Below are 22297 nucleotides of genomic sequence, written 5' to 3' on the forward strand. Positions count from 1 at the left end.
TACGATTTCCGTAGCATGTGGGTATGAGCGCACAGATGGAGCAGCCCTACGCGTACCGACGTCGCGAGCTGGTCGAGCCCGACTGGACCCGCCTGCCCGGCTGGAAGGACATCACCGCCCAGCAGTGGGCCGACGTCCAGTGGCAGCGGGTCAACTGCGTCAAGAACATCCGTCAGCTGCGCACCGTCATGGGTGACCTGCTGACCGAGGAGTTCTACACCGACCTGGAGCGGGACCAGACCGAGCGGGCGACGATGTCGATGCTGCTCCCCCCGCAGATGCTCAACACCATCGTCAGCGAGCCCACCTGGGCCGACGGGCGTATGCCCGCCGCCGGGGCCGACTTCACCGCCGCGTTCTACGCCGACCCGGTGCGGCGCTACATGCTCCCGGTCTTCTCCGACCGCCGCACCGACTGGTCCAGCCACCCCTACGCCACGCGCGACAGCCTGCACGAGCACGACATGTGGGTCGCTGAGGGGCTGACCCACCGCTACCCGACCAAGGTGCTGGCCGAGATGCTGCCGACCTGCCCGCAGTACTGCGGCCACTGCACCCGCATGGATCTCGTCGGCAACTCCACCCCGACGGTCACCAAGCTCAAGCTCGCCGGCAAGCCGGTGGACCGGCATACCGCGATCCTCGACTACCTGCGGGCCACGCCGGGCGTGCGCGACGTCGTCGTCTCCGGCGGTGACGTGGCCAACATGCCGTGGAAGAACCTCGAGTCCTGGCTGGACCAGCTGCTCGACATCGACAACATCCGCGACGTGCGGCTGGCGACCAAGGCGCTCATGGGTATGCCTCAGCACTGGCTCGCGCCGGACACCGTCGAGGGCGTCACCCGGGTCGCGCGCAAGGCCCGCGAGCGCGGGGTCGGCCTGGCCATCCACACCCACACTAACGCCGCCCAGTCGGTGACCCCGCTGGTCGCCGAGGCGAGCAAGGTCATGCTGGAGGCCGGGATCCGCGACGTCCGCAACCAGGGCGTCCTCATGCGCGGGGTCAACGACACCTCGGCGCAGCTGCTCGACCTGTGCTTCGCCATGGCCGACGAGGCGATGATCACGCCCTACTACTTCTACATGTGCGACATGATCCCGTTCAGCGAGCACTGGCGGGTCTCGCTGGCGCACGCCCAGCACCTCCAGCACTCCATTCTGGGCTACCTGCCCGGCTTCGCCACCCCGCGGATCGTCTGCGACGTGCCCTTCGTCGGCAAGCGGTGGGTGCACCAGGTCGACACCTACGACACCGAGCGCGGCATCTCCTACTGGCGCAAGAACTACCGCACCTCGATCGAGGCGGAGGACGTCGACGTCACCAGCGCCGAGTACGTCTACTACGACCCGATCGACACCCTCCCGTCCAGCGGCCAGGAGTGGTGGCGTCAGCAGGCCGAGGACGTGCACGGCACCGACGAGGCCGGCCAGCAGGAGAAGGCCGTGGCGGCGGCCGCCGCCTCCCGACAGGCCTCGGTCGACCAGCTCGCCTGAGGAGCCAGCAACCATCTGCGACGCTCGGTGGGTCGCTGGGCGACCATCTGCGACGCTCGGTGGGTCGTAGAGCAACCATCTGCGGCGCTCGGTGGTGAGTGGAGGCATACCCTGACGTCGTGGCGAAGAAGAAGCAGTCCGGGGGCACCCCGGCGACGGTCGCGCTCGACCGCGCCGGGGTCCGGTATGCCGTGCGGTCCTACGAGCACGACCCGGCGGCGCAGTCCTACGGGCTGGAGGCGGCGAGCGCCCTGGGCGTGGATCCCGAGCGGGTCTTCAAGACACTGCTGGTCCAGGCCGAGGACGGGCTGGCCGTCGGGATCGTGCCCGTCGACGCGCTGCTGGACCTCAAGGCGATCGCTGCCGCCATGGGCATGAAGAAGGTCGCGATGGCCGACCCGGCCCTCGCTGAGCGCAGCACGGGGTATGTCGTGGGCGGGATCAGCCCGATCGGCCAGCGCAAGGCGCTCCCCACGGTGCTGGACGACTCAGCTCTCGGCTTCGACACCGTCCTGGTGAGCGGCGGCAAGCGTGGGCTGGACCTCGAGCTGGCCCCGCAGGACCTCCTGACGGCGACCCGCGGGACCACGGCTCCGATCGCCCGCCGCTGAACCCGACCGAGCGCCGCACATGGTCGCCCCACACCCGACCGAGCGCCGCAGATGGTCGCCCCACACCCCACCGAGCGCCGCAGATGGTCGCCCCACCCCCGACCGAGCGCCGCAGATGGTCGCCCTACACCCGACCGAGCGCCGCAGATGGTCGTCCCACACCCGACCGAGCGCCGCAGATGGTCGCCCCACACCCGACCGAGCGCCGCAGATGGTCGCCCTGCTCAGGTCGTGGGCGGATCCGGGGACTCCAGCGGCAGGGCGCCCAGGCGGTCCTCCCACGGCGTCGACAGGACGATCGTCGTGTTGGTCGAGCACGAGCCGACCTGGCGGATCCGGCCGAGGAGCTCCTCGAGGTCCTGCGGTCGGGGGACGCGGATGAGCAAGACGTAGTTCTCGTCGCCGGCGACCGACCAGCAGGCGACGATCTCCTCGATGTGCGCGAGGCGCTCGGGGATGTCGTCGTCGTCGGAGGGGTCGAAGGGCGTGACGGACATGAGCGCGGTGAGCGGCAGCCCGACCGAGGCGTAGTCGACGACGGCGCGGTAACCGGTGATGATGCCCCGCTCCTCCAGGCGCCGCACCCGCTGGTGCACCGCCGAGGTCGAGAGGCCCACCTGTCGCCCCAGGTCGGCGAAGCTGATGCGTCCGTCCTGGGCCAGGACGGTGACGATGTGGCGATCCAGGGGCTCCATGGGGGCAACCCTAGCCTCGGCGTTTCACGCGGTGGGGCGACGCGGGCCTTGAGATGACATGGAAAGTGCTCCTGAACTGGGACGATGTGACTTGTCGAGAGTCCACGTCATCGCAGTTCGAGGAGCACTTCCAAGGTGAAGCGTAACGGGTCAGTTCGTCGGGTGAAGGTCAGCGCTGATGGCGAGGGCGTGGTGTCCCACGCGGGGTTGGGGATGTTGCGGGAGATGGCCGAGTACACCGGCCTGGTCAACGCTTTGGACGAGGTGCTGGCCGACACCTACCGCGGGCCGTGGGTCCACGCCCCGGGCCGGGTGCTGACCGATGTCGCCGTTGCGGTTGGCGATGGCGCCGACGCGATCACCGGGATCGAGGTGCTGGGCGACCGGGAAGGGGTCTTCGGGCCGGTGGCCTCGATGCCTACCGCGTGGCGGGTCCTGGACCGGGTCGATGCCGACCACTTGGGCGCGGTGCGTGCCGCGCGGGCCGCGGCGCGGGCCAAGGCATGGGCCGCGGGGGCGGGCCCTGACCTATCGCAGGAGCTGGCGATCGACTTCGATGCCACGATCACCATCGCCCACAGTGAGAAGGAGAACGCGGCCGCGACCTGGAAACGCACGTTTGGGTTCCATCCGCTGCTGGCGTTCCTGGACCGTCCGGAGATCGCCGGCGGGGAGGCGCTGGCCGGGTTGCTGCGCAAGGGCAACGCCGGGTCCAACACCGCCACGGACCACGTCACCGTGCTGAAGCAGGCGTTGGCCGCGCTGCCCGAGCACGCCCGACCCCGTCCGGGTGACCCGGAGGGCCCGCGGGTGCTGGCCCGGTCGGACTCCGCCGGTGCCACGCACGCTTTCGCCGCCGCGTGCCGCAAGGCTGGGGTCGGGTTCTCCTTCGGGTTTCCCGTCGACTTCCGCGTCCAGGACATCGTCGATGCCATCCCCGAGGACTGTTGGCACCCAGCGATCCAGACCGACGGCGACCTGCGGGACGGGGCCTGGGTGGCCGAGGTCACCGGCAACGTGGACCTGTCGGCCTGGCCGGCGGGTTCCCGGCTGATCCTGCGCAAGGAACGTCCCCACCCCGGTGCGCAACTGACTTTCACCGACGCCGACGGGATGCGAGTCACTGCGTTCCTGACCGACACCGGCCCCGGGGTAGTTCCCGGGCAGATCGCTGGGCTGGAACTACGCCACCGCCAGCACGCCCGGGTCGAGGACCGCATCCGCCAGGCCAAGGCCACCGGCCTGCGCAACCTGCCCTGCAGGGCGTGGAACGAGAACGCGGCCTGGCTCGAAGTGGTCCTGATGGCCACCGACCTGATCGCCTGGACCAAGCTCATCGCCTTCGCCGACAACCCGACCCTGGCCAGGTGCGAGATCGCCGCGTTCCGCTACCGCGTCCTGCACGTCGCCGCGCGGATCACCCACGGCGCCCGACAGGTCCGCCTGCGCATCGACAAGACCTGGGCCTGGGCCACCACGATCGCCACCGGCTGGGAACGGATCCGCACCTCGTTCACCTGAACGCAGACCCCCGTCCCGACGACCAAGGACCTTGGAAAATCGCCCACCCGGCGCGACAGCCGGGCACTACTCACGCCCCGACACCGACATACGGGCCGACCCGCTCCCGAGCGGCCAGCAAGGCCCTTCCAGACCGACCGCATGAAAGACCGAGGCTAGTGCGGCGTGCCCCGATCCCTGCGCGACGCGACGACGACGAGACCGACGAGGACCGCGACTCCCAGCGTCGGCAGGCTGAGCCGCAGGACGGCGGCGTAGTCGGGCCCGGACGGCCGGGTGAGCGGGTTCTCCCCGTGGGCGGTGTCCCACCACGGCCCGAAGAGCAGGGCCGCGGCCACGAGGAGCCCGCCGCCGAGCAGCGCGAGGGCGAGGGCGCGCTGTCGAGGCATACCTCACGCTAACCCACCCCACTAGGGTGAGGCCCCATGACGACCTCCCCCGCCGCCGACACCGAGGTGGCCGTGGCGCCGCCGCAGCTGCTCCTGCTCGACACCGCCTCGCTCTACTTCCGCGCCTACTTCGGGGTGAAGGACCTGCGGGAGGCACCGGACGGCACGCCCACCAACGCGATCCGCGGGCTGCTCGACATGATCGCCACGCTCGTCGGGCGTTTCTCCCCCACCCACCTGGCCTGCTGCTGGGACAACGACTGGCGGCCGGACTTCCGGGTCCAGGCCATCCCCTCCTACAAGTCTCACCGTCTGGTCGAGGGTTCGGAGGAGAAGGAGGAGGCTCCACCTGAGCTGGAGGTCCAGGTGCCGATCCTGCGCCGGGTCCTGGAGGCCGTGGGGATCCCCGTGCTCGGGGCCGACGGTTACGAGGCCGACGACGTCATCGGCACCCTCACCGCCCGGCACCGCGGGCGGCTGCCCGTCGGGGTCGTCACCGGTGACCGCGACCTCTTCCAGCTCGTCGACGACGTGGCCGGGGTGACGGTGATCTACACCGCCAAGCAGGGGGTCCGGGACGCCGAGGAGATCCACCAGGCCGGCCTGCGGTCACGGTATGCCGTGCCGACCGGTCGCGCGTACGCCGAGATGTCGATGCTGCGCGGGGACACCTCCGACGGACTTCCCGGTGTCAAGGGCATCGGGGAGAAGACCGCGGCCGCCCTCATCGAGCAGTACGGCACCCTCGCGGCCCTGCGCGCGGCGGTCGACTCCGGTGACCCGGCCATCAAGGGGGCCAGGCGCACCAACCTGGAGGCGGGCGCCGCCTACCTCGACGTGGCTCCGCGCGTGGTGCTGGTGGCCGAGGACGCCCCTGTCGAGGACATCCCGCTCACCCTCCCCCGCGAGCTGGCCGACCCCGGGACCCTGCAGCAGCTCATCGAGACCTACGACCTCGGCAACCCTGTCGGGCGGCTCATGGCGGCCCTCAAGGTCAGGCCCTGAGCAGCAGATCGCCACAGGGCCTACTCAGGCACGCGCCCTAACCTGGAGGGTGATGACGACCACCGCAGCACCGCAGGACACGAGGCCGGCCGACGAGCCGCGCCCCGTCACGCTGCCCTTCGCGCTGATGTTCATCGGTGCCCTGGGCTTCGTCGCCACCTACGTCATGGCGGTGCTCAGCACCCGCGGGCAGAGCGTCGACAGCGGTCTCATGGACGCGGTCACACTGTCGGGCAGCCGCCACGACGCGGTGGCCGCGGCCCTGCCGAACCCCTACCTGCTGCTGGGGGGCGCGCTGGTGATCGGGCTGCTCGCGCTGCTGCGCCGGACCCGGACGGGGCTGGCGGTGCTCGTCGCTGTGCCGCTGCTCGTGGTGTCCACCCAGGTGCTCAAGCCCCTCCTGCCGCGCCCGACGCTCGCCGACCCGTGGGTGATGTCCAACTCCCTACCCAGCGGTCACACCGGCGCGGCGGCCGCCCTGGCGCTCGCCCTGCTCCTCGTGAGCCCCGCGCGCCTCGTGCCCGCCGCCGCGGTGGTCGGCACCGCGCTCACGGCCTACATGGGCCTGGCGGTGGTGCTGCTCGGCTACCACCGGCCCAGCGACGTCCTGGCCTCGGTCATGCTGGCGGTCGGCGCTGGCGGCCTCGGCCTGCTCGTGCGCGGCCGCCCGCTCAGCTGACCCGCTCGAAGAGCGCGGCGAGTCCCTGACCGCCACCGATGCACATCGTCTCCAGCGCATACCGGCCCTCTCGGCGGCCCAGCTCGTGGGCGAGCGTCGCGAGGATGCGGGCGCCGGTCGCCCCGACCGGGTGGCCCAGCGAGATGCCCGAGCCGTTGACGTTGAGCCGGTCCCACGAGGCCGGGTCGGCCATCCCCCACTCGGTGAGCACGGCGAGGGCCTGTGCGGCGAAGGCCTCGTTGAGCTCGATGAGGTCGAGGTCGGCGAGGGTGAGACCGGCGCGCTCCAGCGCCGCGGCGGTCGCGGGCACCGGGCCGATGCCCATCGTCTCCGGTGCCACGCCGGCCACGGCCCACGAGCGCAGCGCCAGCATCGGATGGAGGCCCAGCTCCTCGGCGCGCTCGCGCGTGGTGACGACGCAGAGGGCGGCGGCGTCGTTCTGCCCGCTGGCGTTGCCGGCGGTGACGGTCGCGTCGGGGTCCTGGCGACCGAGGATCGGGCGCAGCCCGGCCAGGCTCTCGGTCGTCGTGTCGGGGCGGATGTGCTCGTCCGCCTCGACGACGGTGCTGCCCTTGCGGCCCGGCACCTCCACGGGCACCACCTCGTCGGCGAAGCGTCCTTCCCGCTGGGCCGCGGCGGCCACCTGGTGCGAGCGGTGGGCCAGCGCGTCCTGGGCCTCGCGGGTGATGCCGTAGTCCCGGCGGAGGTTCTCCGCGGTCTCGATCATCCCGCCGGGGATGGGGTGGTGCTCTCCCCCGGCCGTGGACCGGGCCCGCGCGAGCCGGTCCGCCAGCTCGACCCCGGCGCGCACGCCCTGGCGCAGCAGGGCGTAGTGCTCGACCTGGCTCATCGACTCGGCCCCACCGGCGACGACCAGCCGGCTCCCCCCGCTCGCGACCTGGGCGGCGGCGGTGAGGAGCGCCTGGAGGCCCGAGCCGCAGCGGCGGTCCAGCTGCATCCCCGGCGCCGAGTCGAGGCCGGTGTTGAGGGCGAGGATCCGGCCGAGTGCGGGGATCTCGCCGGAGGGGTTGGCATTGCCCACGACGACGTCGTCGACGTCGCCGTCCTGCAGCCCGGTGCGGGCCAGGAGCTCGGTGAGCAGCTGGGTCCCCAGGTCGGCGGCGGACAAGGTGGCGAGGCTGCCGAGGAAGCCCCCGACGGGCGTCCGCAGGGGCGAGCAGATGACGATCTCGGGCATGTGGTCAGCCTACGCACCGGCCCTCGCGGGGCGTCAGTCGAGGCGGTCGGCCGCGACGACGCCGCGCAGCATCGCCGCGGAGGCCCGGCGCGCCGTGGCGGCCACGTCGTCGTCGGCGGCATGCGCGATCTGACCGAGCAGGTCGACGACCTGCTTGGCCCGCCGCACGAAGTCGCCCGCCGACAGGTCGCCCGAGCGCAGCACCTCCTCGAGGCCGCGGCCGGAGGCCCACCGGTGCACCATCCAGGAGATGCCCGGGTCGAGCTCGCGGTCGCCGGTGAGGTTGTGCGCCAGCTTGCCGGCCTGCACCTCGGTCCAGATCGAGCCCATCTCGCCCAGGGCCTCGGCCACCTCCACGCTCGGGGTGGGCGGGTCGCCGGGCTCGTCACCGCGGGCCTCGTGGACCAGGGTGGAGACCACGGCCGCGAGGTCCGCCGGGGTCAGCCGCCGCCAGGTCCCGCGCCGCAGCGACTCGGCGGCGACGAGGTCGAGCTCGGTGTAGATCCGCCGCAGCCGCTGCCCCTGGTCGGTGACCTCCCGGCCGTCCTCGCTGAGGTAGCCCATGGCGCCGAGCAGGTCGCAGATCCGCTCGAAGGTCGCGGCGAGCGTGTTGGTGCGGTGGGTGACCCGGCGCTGCAGGTCGTCGGTCTCCTTGCGCAGCGTCCACCAGCGGGCCGACCACCGCGCGTGGTCCTCCCGTTCCGGGCAGCTGTGGCACGGGTGCGCGGCGAGTGCCGCCCGCAGCTCCTCGACCTGCGCCTGCGTCCCCTCAGGTATGCCGTCACCCCGGCGCCCACGGCCGCCCCGCCCGGGCACCGGCTCGCGGACGGTGGAGCGCAGGGCGGCGGCGAGGTCCTTGCGGGCCTTCGGGCTACGCTCGTTGAAGTGGGAGGGCACGCGCAGGGTGCCGATGATCTCCGGGACGTCGCGGAAGCCGGGGATGCTCAGTCGCTGGACCCGGCCGTTGGAGGTGACGACCGTGGGCTCCGGTCCGGCGGAGCGACCGCGCGCACCCTTGATGACGACCGCCATCGTGCCGTGCCGCCCCCCGTCGAGCTGGATGACCTGACCGGGCTCCAGCGACTCCAGGGCCTGCCCGATGTCGCTGCGCCGCTGGGCCTGCCGGGTGCGGGCGGCCTTCTTCTCCACCTCGGACAGCTGGTGCCGCATGCGGCCGTACTCCCGGAAGTCGCCGCGGTCGCAGACCATGGACGCGGCATACCCCTCCAGCGCCTCGGTGTTGTGCCGGATCTGGGTGGTGAGCCCCACGACCGACCGGTCCGCCTGGAACTGCGCGAAGCTGGCCTGCAGCAGCTCGTGGGCGCGGTCCCGGCCGTACTGCGCGACGAGGTTGACCGCCATGTTGGAGCTGGGCCGGAAGGAGCTGCGCAGGGGGTAGGTACGGGTCGAGGCGAGCCCGGCGACGTCCATCGGGTCCACCCCGCGCCGCCACAGGACGACGGCGTGGCCCTCGATGTCGATGCCGCGCCGCCCGGCCCGCCCGGTGAGCTGGGTGTACTCCGCCGGGGTCACCGGCGCGTGCTCCTCGCCGTTGAACTTCACGAGCTTCTCCAGCACGACGGTGCGCGCGGGCATGTTGATGCCCAGCGCCAGGGTCTCGGTCGCGAAGACCGAGCGCACCCGACCGGCGGTGAAGAGCTCCTCGACGATCTCCCGGAAGAGCGGGAGCATGCCGGCGTGGTGCGCGGCATAGCCGCGGGAGAGACCCTCGACGAAGTCGTGGTAGCCCAGGACGCCCAGGTCGGCGGGGTCGACCTCGGCGACCCGCTCGGCCACGAGCGCGCGGATCGTCTGTCCCTGGTCCTCGGGGATGAGCCGGGTGCCGCGCCCGAGGAGCTGCTGCACGGCGGCGTCGCACCCGGCGCGGCTGAAGATGAAGGTGATCGCGGGCAGCAGCGCGTCGCGGTCGAGCCGGTCGATGACCTGGGCCCGGCTCGCCACGCCACCGGGGAGCGACCCCCGCGAGAAGCCCGCGTCACCGCCGCCGCTCCCCCGCGCGTCGTCGTAGCGCCGGGAGTGACCACGCGCCTGCCCCGACCGGCCCCGCCCGCGGGGCTCCCCACGGCGTCCTCGCGGTCCGCCGGGGTCGTCGCGTCGCCACCCGCTGTCGGCCCGGGCCGACCGCTCGGCCGCCGAGATCGCCTCCAGCAGCTCGGGATTGACGCGGGTGGTGCCGTCCACGCCGGGTGCGGCGCGCAGCCCGTCGGTGACGAAGAGGTCGTAGAGCCGCTGGCCGACCATCATGTGCTGCCAGAGGGGCACCGGGCGGTGCTCGGAGACGATGACCCGCAGCGACTCGGGGTTGCCCCGGCCGCGCACCTGGCGCAGCCAGTCGCCGAACTCCTCGGCATTGCTCACCGTGGCCGACAGAGAGATGACCTGCACCGCCTCGGGGAGGTGGATGATGACCTCCTCCCACACCGCGCCGCGCCACCGGTCGGCGAGGTAGTGCACCTCGTCCATGATGACGAAACCGAGGCCGCGCAGGGTCGGGGACGCGGCATACATCATGTTGCGCAGGACCTCGGTAGTCATGACGACCACGGGGGCCTCGCCGTTGATCGAGGCGTCCCCGGTGAGTAGCCCGACGTTGGCGGCGCCGTGGCGGGCGACGAGGTCGTGGTACTTCTGGTTGGACAGCGCCTTGATCGGCGTGGTGTAGAACGCCTTGCGGCCGGTCTCGAGCGCCAGCGCCACCGCGAACTCGCCCACGACCGTCTTGCCGGCCCCGGTCGGTGCCGCGACGAGCACGCCCGCACCCTCCTGGACCGCCTCGATCGCCTCGCTCTGGAAGTCGTCGAGCTCCAGGCCGAGGGACTCGGTGAACCGCCCGGCAGGGGTGGCCTGCTTCGCGGCCCGGGCGCGCGAGGCGGCGTAGCGTTCGGCGGGGCTGGGCATGCCTCCAGGCTACGTCAGCGGGGCACGACCACCTGCAGGCTCGCGGGGTCCACCCGCACGGTCAGCGGCAGCGGACCGAGCGCCTCGCCGTCGCCGTGGGCGACGACATCCGGTGGTCCCTCCACGCGCACCTCGCGGGCGCGCAGGATCTCGACCGCCGGATGTCCGGTATGCCGCCCCGCCCGGACGGCGCGCAGCAGCCCCAGGGCCTGGGCCGGCGTCACGGGGTGGATGAGGACGACGTCGAGCTCGCCGTCGGCAGGGTCGGCAGCAGGGGCGATGGGGAGCCCGCCGCCGATGGAGGGCATGGAGGCCGCGACGACGACCAGGGCGTCCAGCTCGCGGCTGCGCCCGTCGAGCGTGAGCCGGTAGTGCAGGGGCGGCTGACGGCGCAGGAGGGCGATCTCGACGAGGGCGGACACGGTGTAGGACGCCGCGCCCAGCCGCCTCGGCAGCCGGTTGGCCCGGGCGTTGATCCGGGCGTCGAGCGCGCCGCAGACCGAGCCCAGGACGTGCCGGCCCAGCTCGGGCAGGAGCAGCGTGTCGACCGTGCGGGTGTGGCCCGCGAGGAGGACGTCGACGCAGGCTGCGGGCCCGCTCGGCAGGCCCAGGCTGCGGGCGTTGTCGTTGCCGGTGCCCGCCGGGAGGATGCCCAGGGCCGTGGGGGTGCCGGCGCAGACGTCCGCGCCGAGGCTGACGAGCCCGTCGCCACCGGCGACCGCCAGCACCTCGACGCCGTCGGCCACCAGGGCGGTGCACGCGGCGCGGGCCTCCTCCAGGGTCCCCGCGCTCACCTGCACCACGTCGTGCCCGGCGTCACGCAGCGTGGCAGTCGCCCGCTCCCCCACCCCTGCCGCGCCGCCACGGCCGGAACGCCGACCGTGCACGAGCGCATACCTCATGTCAGCGGGGTCGCCTCGTCCGGGGACAGCCCGGCATACCGGCCGGGGTTCTTCTTGGCGCGGCGTCGGTCGAGGACGAAGGCGAAGGCGACCGCGCACCAGTAGAGCGCGAAGACCGGCGCTGCCATGAGCAGCATGCTCACCGCGTTGGGGTCGGGGGTCATGAACGCCGAGAAGACGAGGATGCCGAAGAGCGTGACCCGCCAGCCCTTGAGCATGAGCGGGGCGGGCAGGATGCCGATCTGGTTGAGCGCGATGAGGACGACCGGCAGGAGGAAGGCGAGGCCGAAGGCCAGGCAGAAGTAGAGGACGAGGGTGAGGTAGGCGCTGGCGTTCTGGATGTTGCTGAAGCCGTCGGGGGCGAACTCCAGGAGGATGGCGTAGAGGCGGGGGAAGGTGAACCCGGCCAGGCTGGCGCCGGCGAAGAAGAGTGGGATCGAGACGCAGAAGTAGGACAGCGCGATCCGCCGCTCCGGCCGCGTCAGGCCGGGCAGCAGGAACGCCCAGACCTGCCACAGCCAGACCGGGCTGGCCAGCGCGATCCCCACGAAGAACGCCACCTTGACCTGCATCCCGAAGGCGTCGGTCACGCCGGCGAAGTTGAGGCTGACGATGCGGTCGCCCTCGCTGTCGCGCACCGCCTCCACGGGGGCGGAGATGAAGTCGATGACCGGCTCGTAGAAGATCCACCCGACCACGGCGCCCGCGAGCACGGCGATCACGCTGATCGTCAGCCGGTTGCGCAGCTCACGGAAGTGCTCCCCGAGGGACATCCTCCCCTCGGGGTCCTTGGCGCGGCGGGCGCGGGTGGGCCGGGTCACCGGTGGGTATGCCGCGTCGGACGTCGTCGTGGAAGTCGGCTCAGACGCCGGTGCCGGGGGTGCCCGAGGTGCCGGTCGTGCCCGTGGAGCCGTCGCCCTCGCGCCGCTTCATGGCGTCGTACTCGGCGCGGGCGGTGTCGCCGTCGGCACTCGCGCGGCGGTCGTCGAGGGCGGGACGCTCGGCGTCCTTCTCGGTCTTGCGGGCCTCACCCTCGTCCTTCATCTGGTCGACCTCGGACTTGAACACCCGCATCGACTCCCCCATGGAGCGGGCCATGTTGGGCAGGTTCTTCCACCCGAAGAGGACGACGAAGGCGACGATGAGGATGACGACGTGCCAGGCCTGGAGTCGCATAGAGGTGCACACTCGCTCTCGGTCGGGGTGTCACCGCTGCTGCGGCGCACCGGGTGCGTGGTCAGTCTAACGGGCCGGTGGTGACGAGGGGTTCCCGGCGAGGGCCTCGCGCGCCCCCTCACGCACGGCGGCGACGAGGGAAGCGGGCTCGACGACACGCACTCCCCCGCCCTCGCGCAGCACCAGCCGCAGGAGCCATCGCGGGTCCGCGACGCGCAGCACCATCCGCACCGAGCCGTCCTCCCGCGGGGTGACCTCCTCGGCCGGGATCTGCTCGGCCACCCAGGCCGAGCCGGGGTCGAGGTCGAGGGTGACGGACTGGTCCTGCGGGTCGGGGCGGTAGACGCCGGTGCCGACCGGGCGATCAGGCAGGTCCTCCGGCGGGGTGGCCGGCTGCTCGAGGACGTCGGCGGCCTCGATCCGGTCGAGCCGGAAGAGGCGCAGCCCCTGCGCTCGGTGGCACCAGCCCTCGAGGTACCACCGGCCGTCGACCGAGAGCACCCGCAGCGGGTCGACGTCGCGCTCGGTCGTCTCGTCACGGCTGGCCGAGGTGTAGCGCAGGTGGAGGCGACGGCGCTCGGTCAGGCTCCGGCGGACGCTGGCCGCGACCGCGTCGTCGGCGGGCTGCTCGAGGTCGACCCGCACCGCGGCGGCGGCGGCAGCGGTCTCCCCCGCGGCTCCCTCCAGCTTGCCCAGGGCCCGGTCGATGGCGTCGCGCTCGGCCAGGCCCGGCGTGTCGGCCAGGGCCCGCAGCGCCACGATGAGCGCGAGCGCCTCGTCACGCCCCAGGCGCAGCGGCCGGGCGATGGTGTCGGCGTTGCCGACGAAGACGCGCCCACCCTCCCAGGAGGCCTCGATGAGGTCGTCGGGGTAGTGGCCCGGTAGGCCGCAGAGGAAGAGGACCTGCAGGTCGTCCACGACCTGCGTCTCGCTCACACCGAGCTCGGCGGCGGCCGTCGCCAGGTCGATGCCCTGCCGGTGCAGCAGCCAGGGCACCATCGTCAGCATCCGGGACACGCGGGAGGTCGCGCTCTCGTAGGTCGGCATCAGCCCTGTCCTCCTCCGTGCGCGGCCAGCACGGCGCCCAGCCGTTCGGCCACCTGGGTGGCGAGCTCCGGCGGCTCCTCGACCCGCACGTCCGGCCCGGCGGCGCAGATCTCGCGGGCCAGCGGCGGCAGCGAGGCGACGTCGAGCTCCACCCGCGACCACCCCTCGGGGAGGTCGGTGGTGCCGGCGACCGGCCGCCCCCGACGACGCAGCGAGGCGGCGGCCCCGTCGCGCACCTGCAGTCTGGCGGTCACCGTGCGCTCGCCGTCCTCCCCGGCGCTGCGCCGGATCATGGCGAGCGCGTCGAGGTCGTCGGGCACGGCATACTCCCCCGGCCTGCCGGACCGCGTCGGGGTGCCCACGACGCGGTCCAGACGGAAGACCCGTGGTGCGTCGCGGTCGAGGTCGTGGGCGGTGAGGTACCACCGGCCGTGCCAGCTGGTCAGCCCCCACGGCTGGACCCGGCGGCGCGCGAGGTCGCCCGTGCCACCGCGGTAGTCGAAGGTGATCGGGCACCGCTCGAGCACGGCGTCGCGCACCGGCTCGAAGGCGGGGTCCGGCGTGTGCAGCAGCGGCTCGATCCCCGCGACCGAGGACTCGTCGCGGACCACCCCGGCGGCGTCGAGCTTGCGCAGCGCCATCGCCGCGGGGCCGGCGAGACTCGCCTGGCTCCACGCGCGGGCCGCGAGCCCGAGGACCGCGAGCTCGTCCGGGGCGAAGTCGATCTCGGGCAGGGCGTACTCCCGCTGGTCGATGCGGTAGCCCGGCTCGTCGTCGAAGAAGGCGTCGATCGGCTCGGTGCGCAGCGGGATCCCCAGCGCGCGCAGCTCGTCCTTGTCGCGCTCGAACATCCGCTCGAAGGCCTCCGGGCTGCTCCGCGCGTAGTCCGGCACCGCCTGGCGCAGCTTGGCGCGGGACAGCGGCTGACGGGTGTGCAGCAGGGCGATGACGAGGTTGAGCAGCCGCTCGGTCTTCGCCGCGGCCGGGCTCGGGGCGGTGCTCGTGCTCTTCGCCATGCCTCGCAGGCTACCGTCCGGGCGCCCCGGATCCGGTGATCTATAGGCTGACCTGTCGTGATCACGTGGCGCGAGGGCGAGGTGCGCGACCTGCTCCCCGGCTGGACCGGGGTGCAGGTGCTCCGGGTCGACGTCGGGGGCGATCCGGTCCTGGCCCTGGCCTACCCGGACGTCGTCGGCACCGCTGCCGTGGGTGATCGGGTGCTGCTCAACGTCACCGCGCTGGAGCGGGGGCTCGGCACCGGTGGGTCTGCCCTCGTCGTCGCCATCCCCGACCGCGCGGCGGCCTGGCCGGGGGCAGCTGAGGGGGACTCGAACGGTGGGGACGTGACCGGTGGGGACGCGACCGAGGGGTGCGCCCGGCCACCGGGGCACCTGGTCAAGGCGCGCTACACCCCGCTGCAGCCGATGGTGCTGGGCGTCGACGACCCCGAGGGTGAGCACCACGCGGCGCTGCAGGAGGCCGACGACCTGGAGGGTATGCCGGTGCTCGCCACCGACCTGCACTCCGCTCTGCCCGCCGTGCTGGCCGGGATCCGCGCCGGGCACCCGGACGCGCGGGTGGCCTACGTCATGACGGACGGCGCGGCCCTGCCACTGGCCTGGTCGAGGACGGTCGCCGGGCTGCGTGACGCGGGCTGGCTGGCGAGCACGATCACCGCCGGGCAGACCTTCGGCGGCGACCTGGAGGCCGTCACGGTGCACACCGCGCTGCTGGCCGCTCGCCACGTCGTGGGCGCCGACGTGGCGGTGGTGATCCAGGGCCCGGGCAACCTCGGGACCGACACGCGGTGGGGGTTCTCCGGCGTGGCCGCGGGCGAGGCGCTCAACGCGGCCAGCGTGCTCGGGGGTCGACCGGTCGCCGGGGTACGGGTGTCGCAGGCCGACGCGCGGGCACGGCACCGCGGCCTGTCACACCACAGCGCGACCGCCTTCGGGCGGGTCCTCACCCGGGCGGCGGACCTCCCCGTGCCGTCGACCGTGGGGATTGCGGAGGGGTTCACTGCGGTGGGCGCGCCGACCGACTCCGCGATGACCTCTCGCGCACCCTCCACTCCTCCGCACCCCCCGCAGACCGCGTCCCTGTGGGACGGGACGTCACTCCTCGCCTGCCTGGAGCAGGTGCAGGAGCAGGCGCGTGAGCTCGTCGCACGTGCGCCGCACCTGACGCTCGTGGAGGTCGCGACCGAGGGTCTTCCGGAGGCGCTGGAGGACGTGCCGGTCCGCCTGACGACGATGGGCCGCGGTCTCGAGGACGACCCTGCCGCCTTCCTGGCCGCGGCCGCAGCAGGCCGTCACGCCGCGCGCCTCCTTTCCTGACCTAGGGCACTCCACGCGGCTTCAGGCGGCTCGCGTCTCGCGACACTCCGGCGTGGGAGCGAGGTCTGTCAGAGGCACCTCATACACTTGTTCGAAAGCAGGGGGATGCAGGTCGCACAGGAGGTGCGACCGCGGGTGTGACCGCAGGGAAGGGGGTGGCGATCGTGAACCACGACGCAGGGGCGTCCAGGCAGGACGACATGGGGCAGGAAGACACGTGGCCGGACCCGACCGGGGGTGGGCCGGCGAGTGGCGACCACGGTGACGTGATGAGGTCGCGTGACGCCGCGGACGTCCTGGCCGATCTCGAGACGACGTCGGCCGAGCGGTCCCGCGTGGAACGCGGGCTGCTGGTCGTCGCTCGTGAGCTCCTCGCGGTGACCGGGGCAGCCCTCCTCGGGCACAAGGGCTTCAGCAGTGTGGAGGAGCTGTCGACCACCGAGCGCCGACGCTGGCGGACGGAGGCGAAACGGCTGTGCGTGGCCGAGGTGCGGGTGCGGCTCGGGCTCGGTGAACGAGAGGCGCGCGCCCTGATCGGGGTGTCGTGTGCACCGGCGGACGTCCGCGACCACGTGCTCGGAGCCCTGGGGCGGGCGGAGGTGTCGTGGGGTCTGGTGCGCGGCTTCTGGGAGAGATGTGGTCGGCTGCCGGCCGACCGGGTCGGGCTGGTCGCCGAGTCCCTCTTCGGGGATGAGCCAGAGACGGCGGCCCCGGAACGCCTCGATGCCGACGGAGGGTTGGGTGACGCCCCGTGGCAGCACGCCGACTACTGGGCGGCGCTGGAGCGTGAGGCGGTCCGCGTCGAGGGCCAGGACGTCCAGGCCGAGCGGGAGCGTCGCCGCGCTGCCTACCGCGCGCGCCGCTCGTGGCTGTCGGTGCACGACGACGGCACCGCGACGCTGTCGGTCACCGGACCGCTCACCACCATGGCCGGGATCCACGCGCGGGTCGAGCACGCGGTCCGGGCCTTGCGCAAGGCCGGCGATCCGCGCACCCTGGACCAGTTGCGCTCGGACGTGCCCTCGGCCCTCCTGCTCTACGGCCACCTCCCGCTCCCCCACGCCGCGCCTGCGCCTGGGTCTGCGGCCCGCGTGATCACCGACGTTCTCGGTGATGCCGGGCCCACCGAGGCCCCCACCACGGACGTGGGCGTTGGCGAGGAGGCCCTGACGGTCGCCGACCTGGAGTCGATCGCCCGGATCGTCTCGGCCTCCCCACCTGTGAACCTGCAGGTCGTCGTGCCCTGGGACGCGGTGGCGGGCCGAGCCTCGATGAAGCGCCCGACGATGGGTCACGGCGCCCCAGGCGCACCCAGCGACCCGGGCGCCCGCGGCGACCCGGGCGGTCCCGGCGGTCACGATGCTGCCGCCCGCGGGTGCGTGGGTCAGGTGCTGGGGCACCACCCTGCCTTCATCAGCCCCGGTCACGCCCGCGAGCTCGCCTGGTGCCGGGCACCACCCTGACCCGACTGCTGGTCGACCCCGCGGACGGGCGGCTCGTCGAGCGGACCATCACGCGCTACCGCCCCGATGCCGACATGAGACGACAGGTGATCGCGGCGGACGTGCACTCGCGGGCGCCCGGGTCGCGTGTCCCCGCCGGCGCCGGCGAGCTCGACCACGTGATCCCGTTCGGTGCCCCTGGCGGGGTGACGGGCGAGCTCAACCTGCAGGCCCTCGATGTCCGCTCCCACCAGTTCAAGACCGCGCGGGCATGGTCGGCAGCGATCAACCACCGCCGTGACGTCCGCTGGCACACCCTCCTCGGGCAGGCCATGACGACGCGGGTGCACGACTACCGTGCCTACCTGGACCGTCTGGCGCCCCTCGACCCCGACCTGGCCGACCAGCATCCGGCCGAACGCGACGACTTCGCCGCACGTCGAGACCTCGCCTGCCGTGCTCTGCTGGCCGCACTCCATCATCGTGGCCCCGATGCGTTCCTGTCCGACCTCGACGACGAGGCCGACGACGGCAGCCCGCTCACGAGCTGGGCGACCGTGCGCCCATCACGTGCTCCGGCGGACACCGGCCCCAGTGTGGAGGAGATCCTCGTCCCCGCCGACACCACCTCCCTCGACGCACCCCAGGAGGAACTCGACAACGAGGGAACCCACGACACGGCACTCCACGACGAAGGACCCGACGACGAAGGACCCGACGACGAGGGGCCCCACGACGACCGGCCCTGGGGCTCGACGTCGCCCGGGTCCCCGCCCTTCTGAGCACTCCGTGGTTCCCGGCAGCGGGCGAATCAGGTGATGACACCCCAGCCGCGCTGGTCACCTAGGGTGAGCGCCATGAGCTCCCCTGGCCTCAGGTCATACCTCGAGGACGTCCTGGCCTCGGTCCGGGATGTCGAGGAGGGCGAACCGCACGAGCTGCCCGTGCACGCCCAGGCCGACACCTCACGCACCGCCGTGGCTCTCGTCGACCTCGACGGCACCGTGCATGCCGCTGGCGACGCCGACCACGGCTTCCCGATCCAGTCGATGAGCAAGGCACTGGTCTACGGCCTGGCGATCGAGTCGTTGGGGGTCGAGGAGGTCCACCGGCACATCGACGTCGAGCCCTCCGGCGACGCCTTCAACCGGATCAGCCTGGACGACGGCTCCAACCGGCCGGCCAACCCGATGATCAACGCGGGCGCCATCACCGCCCACTCGCTCGTGCCCGGACCCGACGCGCCGCAGCGCTTCGAGCGCATCCGAGACCTGCTCTCGACCATGGCGGGGCGACGGCTGGAGATCAACGAGGACTGCTACTCCCAGGAGATCGGCGGGGCGCACCGCAACCTCGGCATCGCGCACATGGTGCAGGCGCTCAGCGAGCTGCCGGACGATCCGCACGACGTCGTCGACGGTTACACCCGCCAGTGCGCGCTCGAGGTCAGCACCATCGAGCTGGCCCGGATCGGCGCAACCCTGGCCGGTGGAGGTGTGCTGCCGGGGACGCGCGAGCGCGTCCTGCGGGAGGACACGTGCCGGCAGGTGATGTCGGTCATGCTGACCTGCGGGATGTACGACTCAGCCGGCGACTGGGTGTCGACCGTCGGGATCCCCGCCAAGAGCGGCATCAGCGGCGGCATCCTCGGCGCGGTGCCGCGCCGTTGTGGAGTGGCGACGTACTCGCCGAGGCTCGACGCCCACGGCAACCCGGTGCGCGGCATCCTCGTCCTCGAGCGGCTGAGCCCGGACCTCGACCTGCACCTCATGCGCGCCCCGCGCCCGAACGACTGAGAGCCGCCGTATGTCCTCCGACCTGATCTTCCTGCTGGGCGGCGGGGTGCTGCTGCTCGCAGTGGCCCTGCCCAGTCTGCTCAACCGTGCCTGGCTGTCCGCGCCGGTCGTCCTCATCCTCGTGGGCGCCCTCGTCGGTCTGCTGCCGTTCGGCGCCGGCTTCTCCTTCGACCCGACCGACCAGCGCGACACGATCGAGCACGTCACCGAGTTCACCGTCCTGCTGGCCCTCATGGGCGTCGGCCTCGCGCTCGACCGCCCGCTGTCCTGGCGCCACCGGGCGAGCTTTCGCACCTGGTCGGCCACCTGGAAGCTGCTCGGCATCGCCATGCCCCTCACCATCCTCGGCGTGTTCCTGCTGGGTTGGTGGGGCCTCGGGCTGGGCCTTGCTCCCGCCCTGCTGCTGGGTGCCGTCCTCGCCCCGACCGATCCCGTGCTCGCCGGTGACGTTCAGGTGGGAGGCCCGGAGATCTCGGAGAAGGACCTGGAGGACACCTCCGAGGACACCCTCACCGAGCAGCTGCAGGACGAGGAGATCACCGACGACGACGAGGTCCGCTTCGCCCTGACCTCCGAGGCCGGGCTCAACGACGCGCTGGCCTTCCCGTTCGTCTACGCCGCGATCTTCCTCATGACCCTCGGCCCGATCGGCGAGTGGGGGCTGCACTGGCTGGCCTGGGAGCTCGTCGGCAAGATCGTGGTGGGCCTGCTGATCGGGATCGCCGTAGGCTGGGCCATGGCCTACCTCGCCTTCCGCTCACGCCAGCAGGCGCTGCGGCTCGCCGAGCAGGGCGAGTCGTTGCTCGCGCTGGCAGCGATGCTCCTCGCCTACGGCGTCGCCGAGGTCGCGCAGGGGTATGGCTTCCTCGCCGTCTTCGTCTGCGCCATGACGATGAGGTCCCGGGCCAGGCGGCACGAGTTCCACGAGCACATGCACGGGGTCGTCGAGCGGCTGGAGCGTCTGCTCACCCTCATCGTGCTGCTCTTCGTCGGGATCTCTCTCACCGACGGTGCCCTGGAGCACCTCGACTGGCGCGGGGTGCTCGTCGGGGTCTCGCTCGTGCTCGTCATCCGCCCGCTGGCGGGCTGGATCGCGCTGCGACCCGGGCGCTGGCGGATGGCCGACCCGGCGCACCGCCCACTGGCGCGCCGCGAGCAGCTCATCACCGCGTTCTTCGGCATCCGCGGCGTGGGCACCCTCTACTACCTGGCGTATGCCCTCTCCGAGGCGACCTGGACCGGCGAACGCTGGCTGTGGGCCACGTGCCTGTTCACCATCGTGTTCTCGGTGGTGCTGCACGGAGTCCTCGTCACCCCGGTCATGGCCCGCCTGGAACGGGACAGGGAGAGGCTGACCGCCTCTCCCTGACCCACCGGGCGTCGCAGATGGTTGCCCTGGGCCCGACCGGGCGTCGCAGATGGTTCCTCTGGGCCCCACCGGGCGTCGCAGATGGTTCCCTCAGCGCACGTCCATGAGGTCGACGACGAAGATGAGGGTCTCGCCCCCCTTGATGGCGGCACCGGCGCCGCGGTCGCCATACCCCAGGTGCGGCGGGATGATGATCTTGCGGCGACCGCCGACCTTCATGCCGAGCAGCCCCTGGTCCCATCCCTGGATGACCTGACCGACACCAGCGGTGAAGGTGAGCGGCTGGCCGCGGTTCCACGAGGCGTCGAACTCCTCGCCGGTGGACCATGACACGCCGACGTAGTGCGCGGAGATGGTGGAGCCGGCGGTGGCCTCCGCGCCCTTGCCGACCTCCAGGTCCTCGACGACGAGCTCGGTGGGCGGCTCGTCGCCGGGGAAGTCGATCTCGGGCTTGGCCTTCTGGACCTGGCCGAAGGGAGAGTCGGTCATGGGGTTCTCCTTGTCGTGGTGATGTCGGGTATGTCGTGCGGTGGAGCCATCTGCGACGCTCGGTGGGCCCTCAGGCAACCATCTGCGACGCTCGGTCGGGTCAGGGGCGACCATCTGCGGCGCTCGGTGGGAGGGATCAGGAGGCGCCGAGGATGTCGACGACGAAGACGAGGTCCTCACCGGCGAGCTCGTGGGCCGGCGCGGCAGTCTCGCCCTCGGTGTCCTCCGGCGCGGGGCCGTAGGCCTCCTCGGCCGGGATGACCATGAGCACCCGGGAGCCGACGGTCTGGCCGACCAGGCCCTCGTCCCAGCCAGTGATGACGCTCCCGACGCCGATGGGGAACTCGGTGGGCTCGCCGCGCTCCCAGGAGCTGTCGAACTGCTCGCCGTCGGAGAGCTTCACCCCGGTGTAGTGCACCCTGATCGTCTGACCCGCGACGACCTCGGGGCCCTCGCCCTTGATGAGCGGCTGGGTGATGAGCTGCTCGGGAGCCTCGACGCCCTCGACGTCGATCTCCGGGCCGGCGTCGCCCATGGTGACGGCGGGCAGACCCTCCTCGGGCTCGACCTCCTCGCCCTGCGCCTCGGTCAGCGGCTCGCCGGTGCCCTCGACGACCATGTAGAAGAGCATGGTGTCGGTCGGGCCGACCCCGAGCTGGGGGTTGCCGGCCTCGCCGAAAGCCTCGCTGGCCGGGATGGACATGAGCAGCTCGTCGCCCACGCTGGTGCCCGGCAGCTGGTCGCGGAAGGCGGGGAAGAGCGTCTCGTCGGTGAGGTCCAGCGTGACGGCCTCGTCGTTCTCGAAGGTCGAGACGAGCTGCTCACCGTTGGAGCCGTTGACGGTGAGGTACTTCACCCGGACCTCGTGGCTCTCGGCGACCTCCTCGCCGTCGCCCTCGGTGAGGGTGCGGCTCTCGGTCCCGCCGGCGACGAAGGGCAGGTCACCCTCGGCGAAGGGCTCACCCTCCCAGGTCAGCGCGGGAGCATCACCCTCGGTGTCGACCTCGACGTCGGCGAGGTCGCCGTTGGGCGCGGCCGAGGTGGCGGCAGCGTCGTCGCCAGGTGCGCTGCTCATCGCGGCGTCGTCGCTGCTCGAGCCCTCGTCGTTCGACTCGGGGCTGCAGCCGGCCAGGACGATGAGGGGCGCGGCGGCAGCCGCGAGATAGCGCAGTCGGGAAGAGCGCACGGGTGCGTCCTTTGCAGATCGGGGGTGAGGAGTCCGGACCA

21 protein-coding genes are annotated in these 22297 nt (G+C 72.5%); 10 read left to right on the forward strand and 11 right to left on the reverse strand.

The features are described from left to right. Window positions 1–23 precede the first annotated feature (23 nt). Both FA582_RS07795 and ybaK read left to right on the forward strand, forming a co-directional pair. Window positions 24–1496, forward strand: coding sequence for a KamA family radical SAM protein (locus tag FA582_RS07795; protein WP_029540317.1), 1473 nt, complete (start codon window positions 24–26; stop codon window positions 1494–1496). A 119-nt stretch (window positions 1497–1615) separates the two neighbouring features. Continuing rightward, window positions 1616–2107 (forward strand): Cys-tRNA(Pro) deacylase, encoded by a 492-nt coding sequence (gene ybaK, locus FA582_RS07800; protein WP_029540318.1) that lies wholly within the window; start codon window positions 1616–1618, stop codon window positions 2105–2107. 224 nt (window positions 2108–2331) lie between these two features. On the opposite strand, the gene FA582_RS07805 is transcribed toward ybaK, so the two are convergent. After that, window positions 2332–2802: an Lrp/AsnC family transcriptional regulator gene (locus FA582_RS07805; protein ID WP_010148428.1), complete on the reverse strand. Its 471-nt coding sequence runs from the start codon at window positions 2800–2802 to the stop codon at window positions 2332–2334. A gap of 135 nt (window positions 2803–2937) precedes the next feature. On the opposite strand from FA582_RS07805, the gene FA582_RS07810 reads away from it, so the two are divergent. Continuing rightward, window positions 2938–4323, forward strand: coding sequence for an IS1380 family transposase (locus tag FA582_RS07810; protein WP_010148430.1), 1386 nt, complete (start codon window positions 2938–2940; stop codon window positions 4321–4323). 155 nt (window positions 4324–4478) lie between these two features. Here FA582_RS07810 and FA582_RS07815 read toward each other — a convergent pair whose 3' ends face one another. Beyond that, the gene (locus FA582_RS07815) at window positions 4479–4712 is read right to left on the reverse strand and encodes a hypothetical protein (RefSeq protein WP_010148431.1); all 234 of its coding nucleotides are present in this window, start codon (window positions 4710–4712) and stop codon (window positions 4479–4481) included. Between the two features lie 36 nt (window positions 4713–4748). Here FA582_RS07815 and FA582_RS07820 point away from each other — a divergent pair, with 36 nt between their 5' ends. Together FA582_RS07820 and FA582_RS07825 are read left to right on the forward strand one after the other, a co-directional pair. Further along, a complete protein-coding gene (locus FA582_RS07820) occupies window positions 4749–5717 on the forward strand; it encodes a 5'-3' exonuclease (RefSeq protein WP_010148432.1) in 969 nt (322 codons plus the stop codon). Window positions 5718–5769: 52 nt separating this feature from the next. Further along, window positions 5770–6396 carry a phosphatase PAP2 family protein gene (locus FA582_RS07825; RefSeq protein ID WP_010148433.1) on the forward strand — a complete coding sequence of 209 codons (627 nt, stop codon included), beginning with the start codon at window positions 5770–5772 and terminating at the stop codon, window positions 6394–6396. On the opposite strand, the gene FA582_RS07830 is transcribed toward FA582_RS07825, so the two are convergent. The 7 genes from FA582_RS07830 to FA582_RS07860 form a co-directional block, all read right to left on the reverse strand. Next, window positions 6389–7594 (reverse strand): acetyl-CoA C-acetyltransferase, encoded by a 1206-nt coding sequence (locus FA582_RS07830; RefSeq protein WP_010148434.1) that lies wholly within the window; start codon window positions 7592–7594, stop codon window positions 6389–6391. The genes FA582_RS07825 and FA582_RS07830 overlap by 8 nt on opposite strands. A gap of 33 nt (window positions 7595–7627) precedes the next feature. Then, the gene (locus tag FA582_RS07835) at window positions 7628–10513 is read right to left on the reverse strand and encodes a DEAD/DEAH box helicase (protein WP_010148435.1); all 2886 of its coding nucleotides are present in this window, start codon (window positions 10511–10513) and stop codon (window positions 7628–7630) included. 14 nt (window positions 10514–10527) lie between these two features. Beyond that, window positions 10528–11415: a diacylglycerol/lipid kinase family protein gene (locus tag FA582_RS07840; protein WP_010148436.1), complete on the reverse strand. Its 888-nt coding sequence runs from the start codon at window positions 11413–11415 to the stop codon at window positions 10528–10530. After that, window positions 11412–12236, reverse strand: coding sequence for a twin-arginine translocase subunit TatC (gene tatC, locus FA582_RS07845; RefSeq protein WP_237707533.1), 825 nt, complete (start codon window positions 12234–12236; stop codon window positions 11412–11414). Before tatC ends, FA582_RS07840 begins: the two co-directional genes overlap by 4 nt. A 40-nt stretch (window positions 12237–12276) precedes the next feature. Beyond that, the gene (gene tatA, locus FA582_RS07850) at window positions 12277–12591 is read right to left on the reverse strand and encodes a Sec-independent protein translocase subunit TatA (protein WP_010148438.1); all 315 of its coding nucleotides are present in this window, start codon (window positions 12589–12591) and stop codon (window positions 12277–12279) included. A gap of 66 nt (window positions 12592–12657) precedes the next feature. Beyond that, window positions 12658–13638 carry a helix-turn-helix transcriptional regulator gene (locus FA582_RS07855; RefSeq protein ID WP_010148439.1) on the reverse strand — a complete coding sequence of 327 codons (981 nt, stop codon included), beginning with the start codon at window positions 13636–13638 and terminating at the stop codon, window positions 12658–12660. Continuing rightward, window positions 13638–14654, reverse strand: a complete 1017-nt coding sequence (locus tag FA582_RS07860; RefSeq protein WP_010148440.1) for a helix-turn-helix transcriptional regulator — start codon at window positions 14652–14654, stop codon at window positions 13638–13640. The genes FA582_RS07855 and FA582_RS07860 overlap by 1 nt, the downstream gene beginning before the upstream one ends. Before the next feature lie 57 nt (window positions 14655–14711). On the opposite strand from FA582_RS07860, the gene FA582_RS07865 reads away from it, so the two are divergent. The 5 genes from FA582_RS07865 to FA582_RS07885 all read left to right on the forward strand — a co-directional run bounded on the left by FA582_RS07865 (window position 14712) and on the right by FA582_RS07885 (window position 20581). After that, window positions 14712–15974: a DUF3866 family protein gene (locus FA582_RS07865; RefSeq protein WP_010148441.1), complete on the forward strand. Its 1263-nt coding sequence runs from the start codon at window positions 14712–14714 to the stop codon at window positions 15972–15974. 269 nt (window positions 15975–16243) lie between these two features. Further along, a complete protein-coding gene (locus tag FA582_RS07870) occupies window positions 16244–17437 on the forward strand; it encodes a hypothetical protein (RefSeq protein ID WP_141567683.1) in 1194 nt (397 codons plus the stop codon). After that, the gene (locus FA582_RS07875) at window positions 17419–18198 is read left to right on the forward strand and encodes a hypothetical protein (RefSeq protein WP_010148443.1); all 780 of its coding nucleotides are present in this window, start codon (window positions 17419–17421) and stop codon (window positions 18196–18198) included. Before FA582_RS07870 ends, FA582_RS07875 begins: the two co-directional genes overlap by 19 nt. Window positions 18199–18273: 75 nt before the next feature. Beyond that, the gene (gene glsA, locus FA582_RS07880; protein WP_010148444.1) at window positions 18274–19212 is read left to right on the forward strand and encodes a glutaminase A; all 939 of its coding nucleotides are present in this window, start codon (window positions 18274–18276) and stop codon (window positions 19210–19212) included. 10 nt (window positions 19213–19222) lie between these two features. Further along, on the forward strand, window positions 19223–20581 hold the full coding sequence (locus FA582_RS07885; RefSeq protein ID WP_010148445.1) for a cation:proton antiporter: 1359 nt from the start codon (window positions 19223–19225) through the stop codon (window positions 20579–20581). Window positions 20582–20671: 90 nt separating this feature from the next. Here FA582_RS07885 and FA582_RS07890 read toward each other — a convergent pair whose 3' ends face one another. Continuing rightward, a complete protein-coding gene (locus FA582_RS07890; protein ID WP_010148447.1) occupies window positions 20672–21070 on the reverse strand; it encodes an FKBP-type peptidyl-prolyl cis-trans isomerase in 399 nt (132 codons plus the stop codon). Between the two features lie 136 nt (window positions 21071–21206). Beyond that, window positions 21207–22256 (reverse strand): FKBP-type peptidyl-prolyl cis-trans isomerase, encoded by a 1050-nt coding sequence (locus FA582_RS16630; protein WP_147899782.1) that lies wholly within the window; start codon window positions 22254–22256, stop codon window positions 21207–21209. Window positions 22257–22297 lie beyond the last annotated feature (41 nt).

The organism is Serinicoccus profundi, assembly GCF_008001015.1.
GTDB classification, from domain to species: Bacteria; Actinomycetota; Actinomycetes; order Actinomycetales; family Dermatophilaceae; genus Ornithinicoccus; species Ornithinicoccus profundi.

What these genes read in the sequence shown, in the direction of transcription:
- FA582_RS07795 (WP_029540317.1), top strand. Translation starts at nt 24, where the DNA reads ATGAGCGCACAGATGGAGCAGCCCTACGCGTACCGACGTCGCGAGCTG.
- FA582_RS07805 (WP_010148428.1), bottom strand. Translation starts at nt 2,802, where the DNA reads ATGGAGCCCCTGGATCGCCACATCGTCACCGTCCTGGCCCAGGACGGA.
- FA582_RS07815 (WP_010148431.1), bottom strand. Translation starts at nt 4,712, where the DNA reads ATGCCTCGACAGCGCGCCCTCGCCCTCGCGCTGCTCGGCGGCGGGCTC.
- FA582_RS07820 (WP_010148432.1), top strand. Translation starts at nt 4,749, where the DNA reads ATGACGACCTCCCCCGCCGCCGACACCGAGGTGGCCGTGGCGCCGCCG.
- FA582_RS07825 (WP_010148433.1), top strand. Translation starts at nt 5,770, where the DNA reads ATGACGACCACCGCAGCACCGCAGGACACGAGGCCGGCCGACGAGCCG.
- FA582_RS07830 (WP_010148434.1), bottom strand. Translation starts at nt 7,594, where the DNA reads ATGCCCGAGATCGTCATCTGCTCGCCCCTGCGGACGCCCGTCGGGGGC.
- FA582_RS07835 (WP_010148435.1), bottom strand. Translation starts at nt 10,513, where the DNA reads ATGCCCAGCCCCGCCGAACGCTACGCCGCCTCGCGCGCCCGGGCCGCG.
- FA582_RS07840 (WP_010148436.1), bottom strand. Translation starts at nt 11,415, where the DNA reads ATGAGGTATGCGCTCGTGCACGGTCGGCGTTCCGGCCGTGGCGGCGCG.
- tatA (WP_010148438.1), bottom strand. Translation starts at nt 12,591, where the DNA reads ATGCGACTCCAGGCCTGGCACGTCGTCATCCTCATCGTCGCCTTCGTC.
- FA582_RS07855 (WP_010148439.1), bottom strand. Translation starts at nt 13,638, where the DNA reads ATGCCGACCTACGAGAGCGCGACCTCCCGCGTGTCCCGGATGCTGACG.
- FA582_RS07860 (WP_010148440.1), bottom strand. Translation starts at nt 14,654, where the DNA reads ATGGCGAAGAGCACGAGCACCGCCCCGAGCCCGGCCGCGGCGAAGACC.
- FA582_RS07870 (WP_141567683.1), top strand. Translation starts at nt 16,244, where the DNA reads ATGAGGTCGCGTGACGCCGCGGACGTCCTGGCCGATCTCGAGACGACG.
- glsA (WP_010148444.1), top strand. Translation starts at nt 18,274, where the DNA reads ATGAGCTCCCCTGGCCTCAGGTCATACCTCGAGGACGTCCTGGCCTCG.
- FA582_RS07885 (WP_010148445.1), top strand. Translation starts at nt 19,223, where the DNA reads ATGTCCTCCGACCTGATCTTCCTGCTGGGCGGCGGGGTGCTGCTGCTC.
- FA582_RS07890 (WP_010148447.1), bottom strand. Translation starts at nt 21,070, where the DNA reads ATGACCGACTCTCCCTTCGGCCAGGTCCAGAAGGCCAAGCCCGAGATC.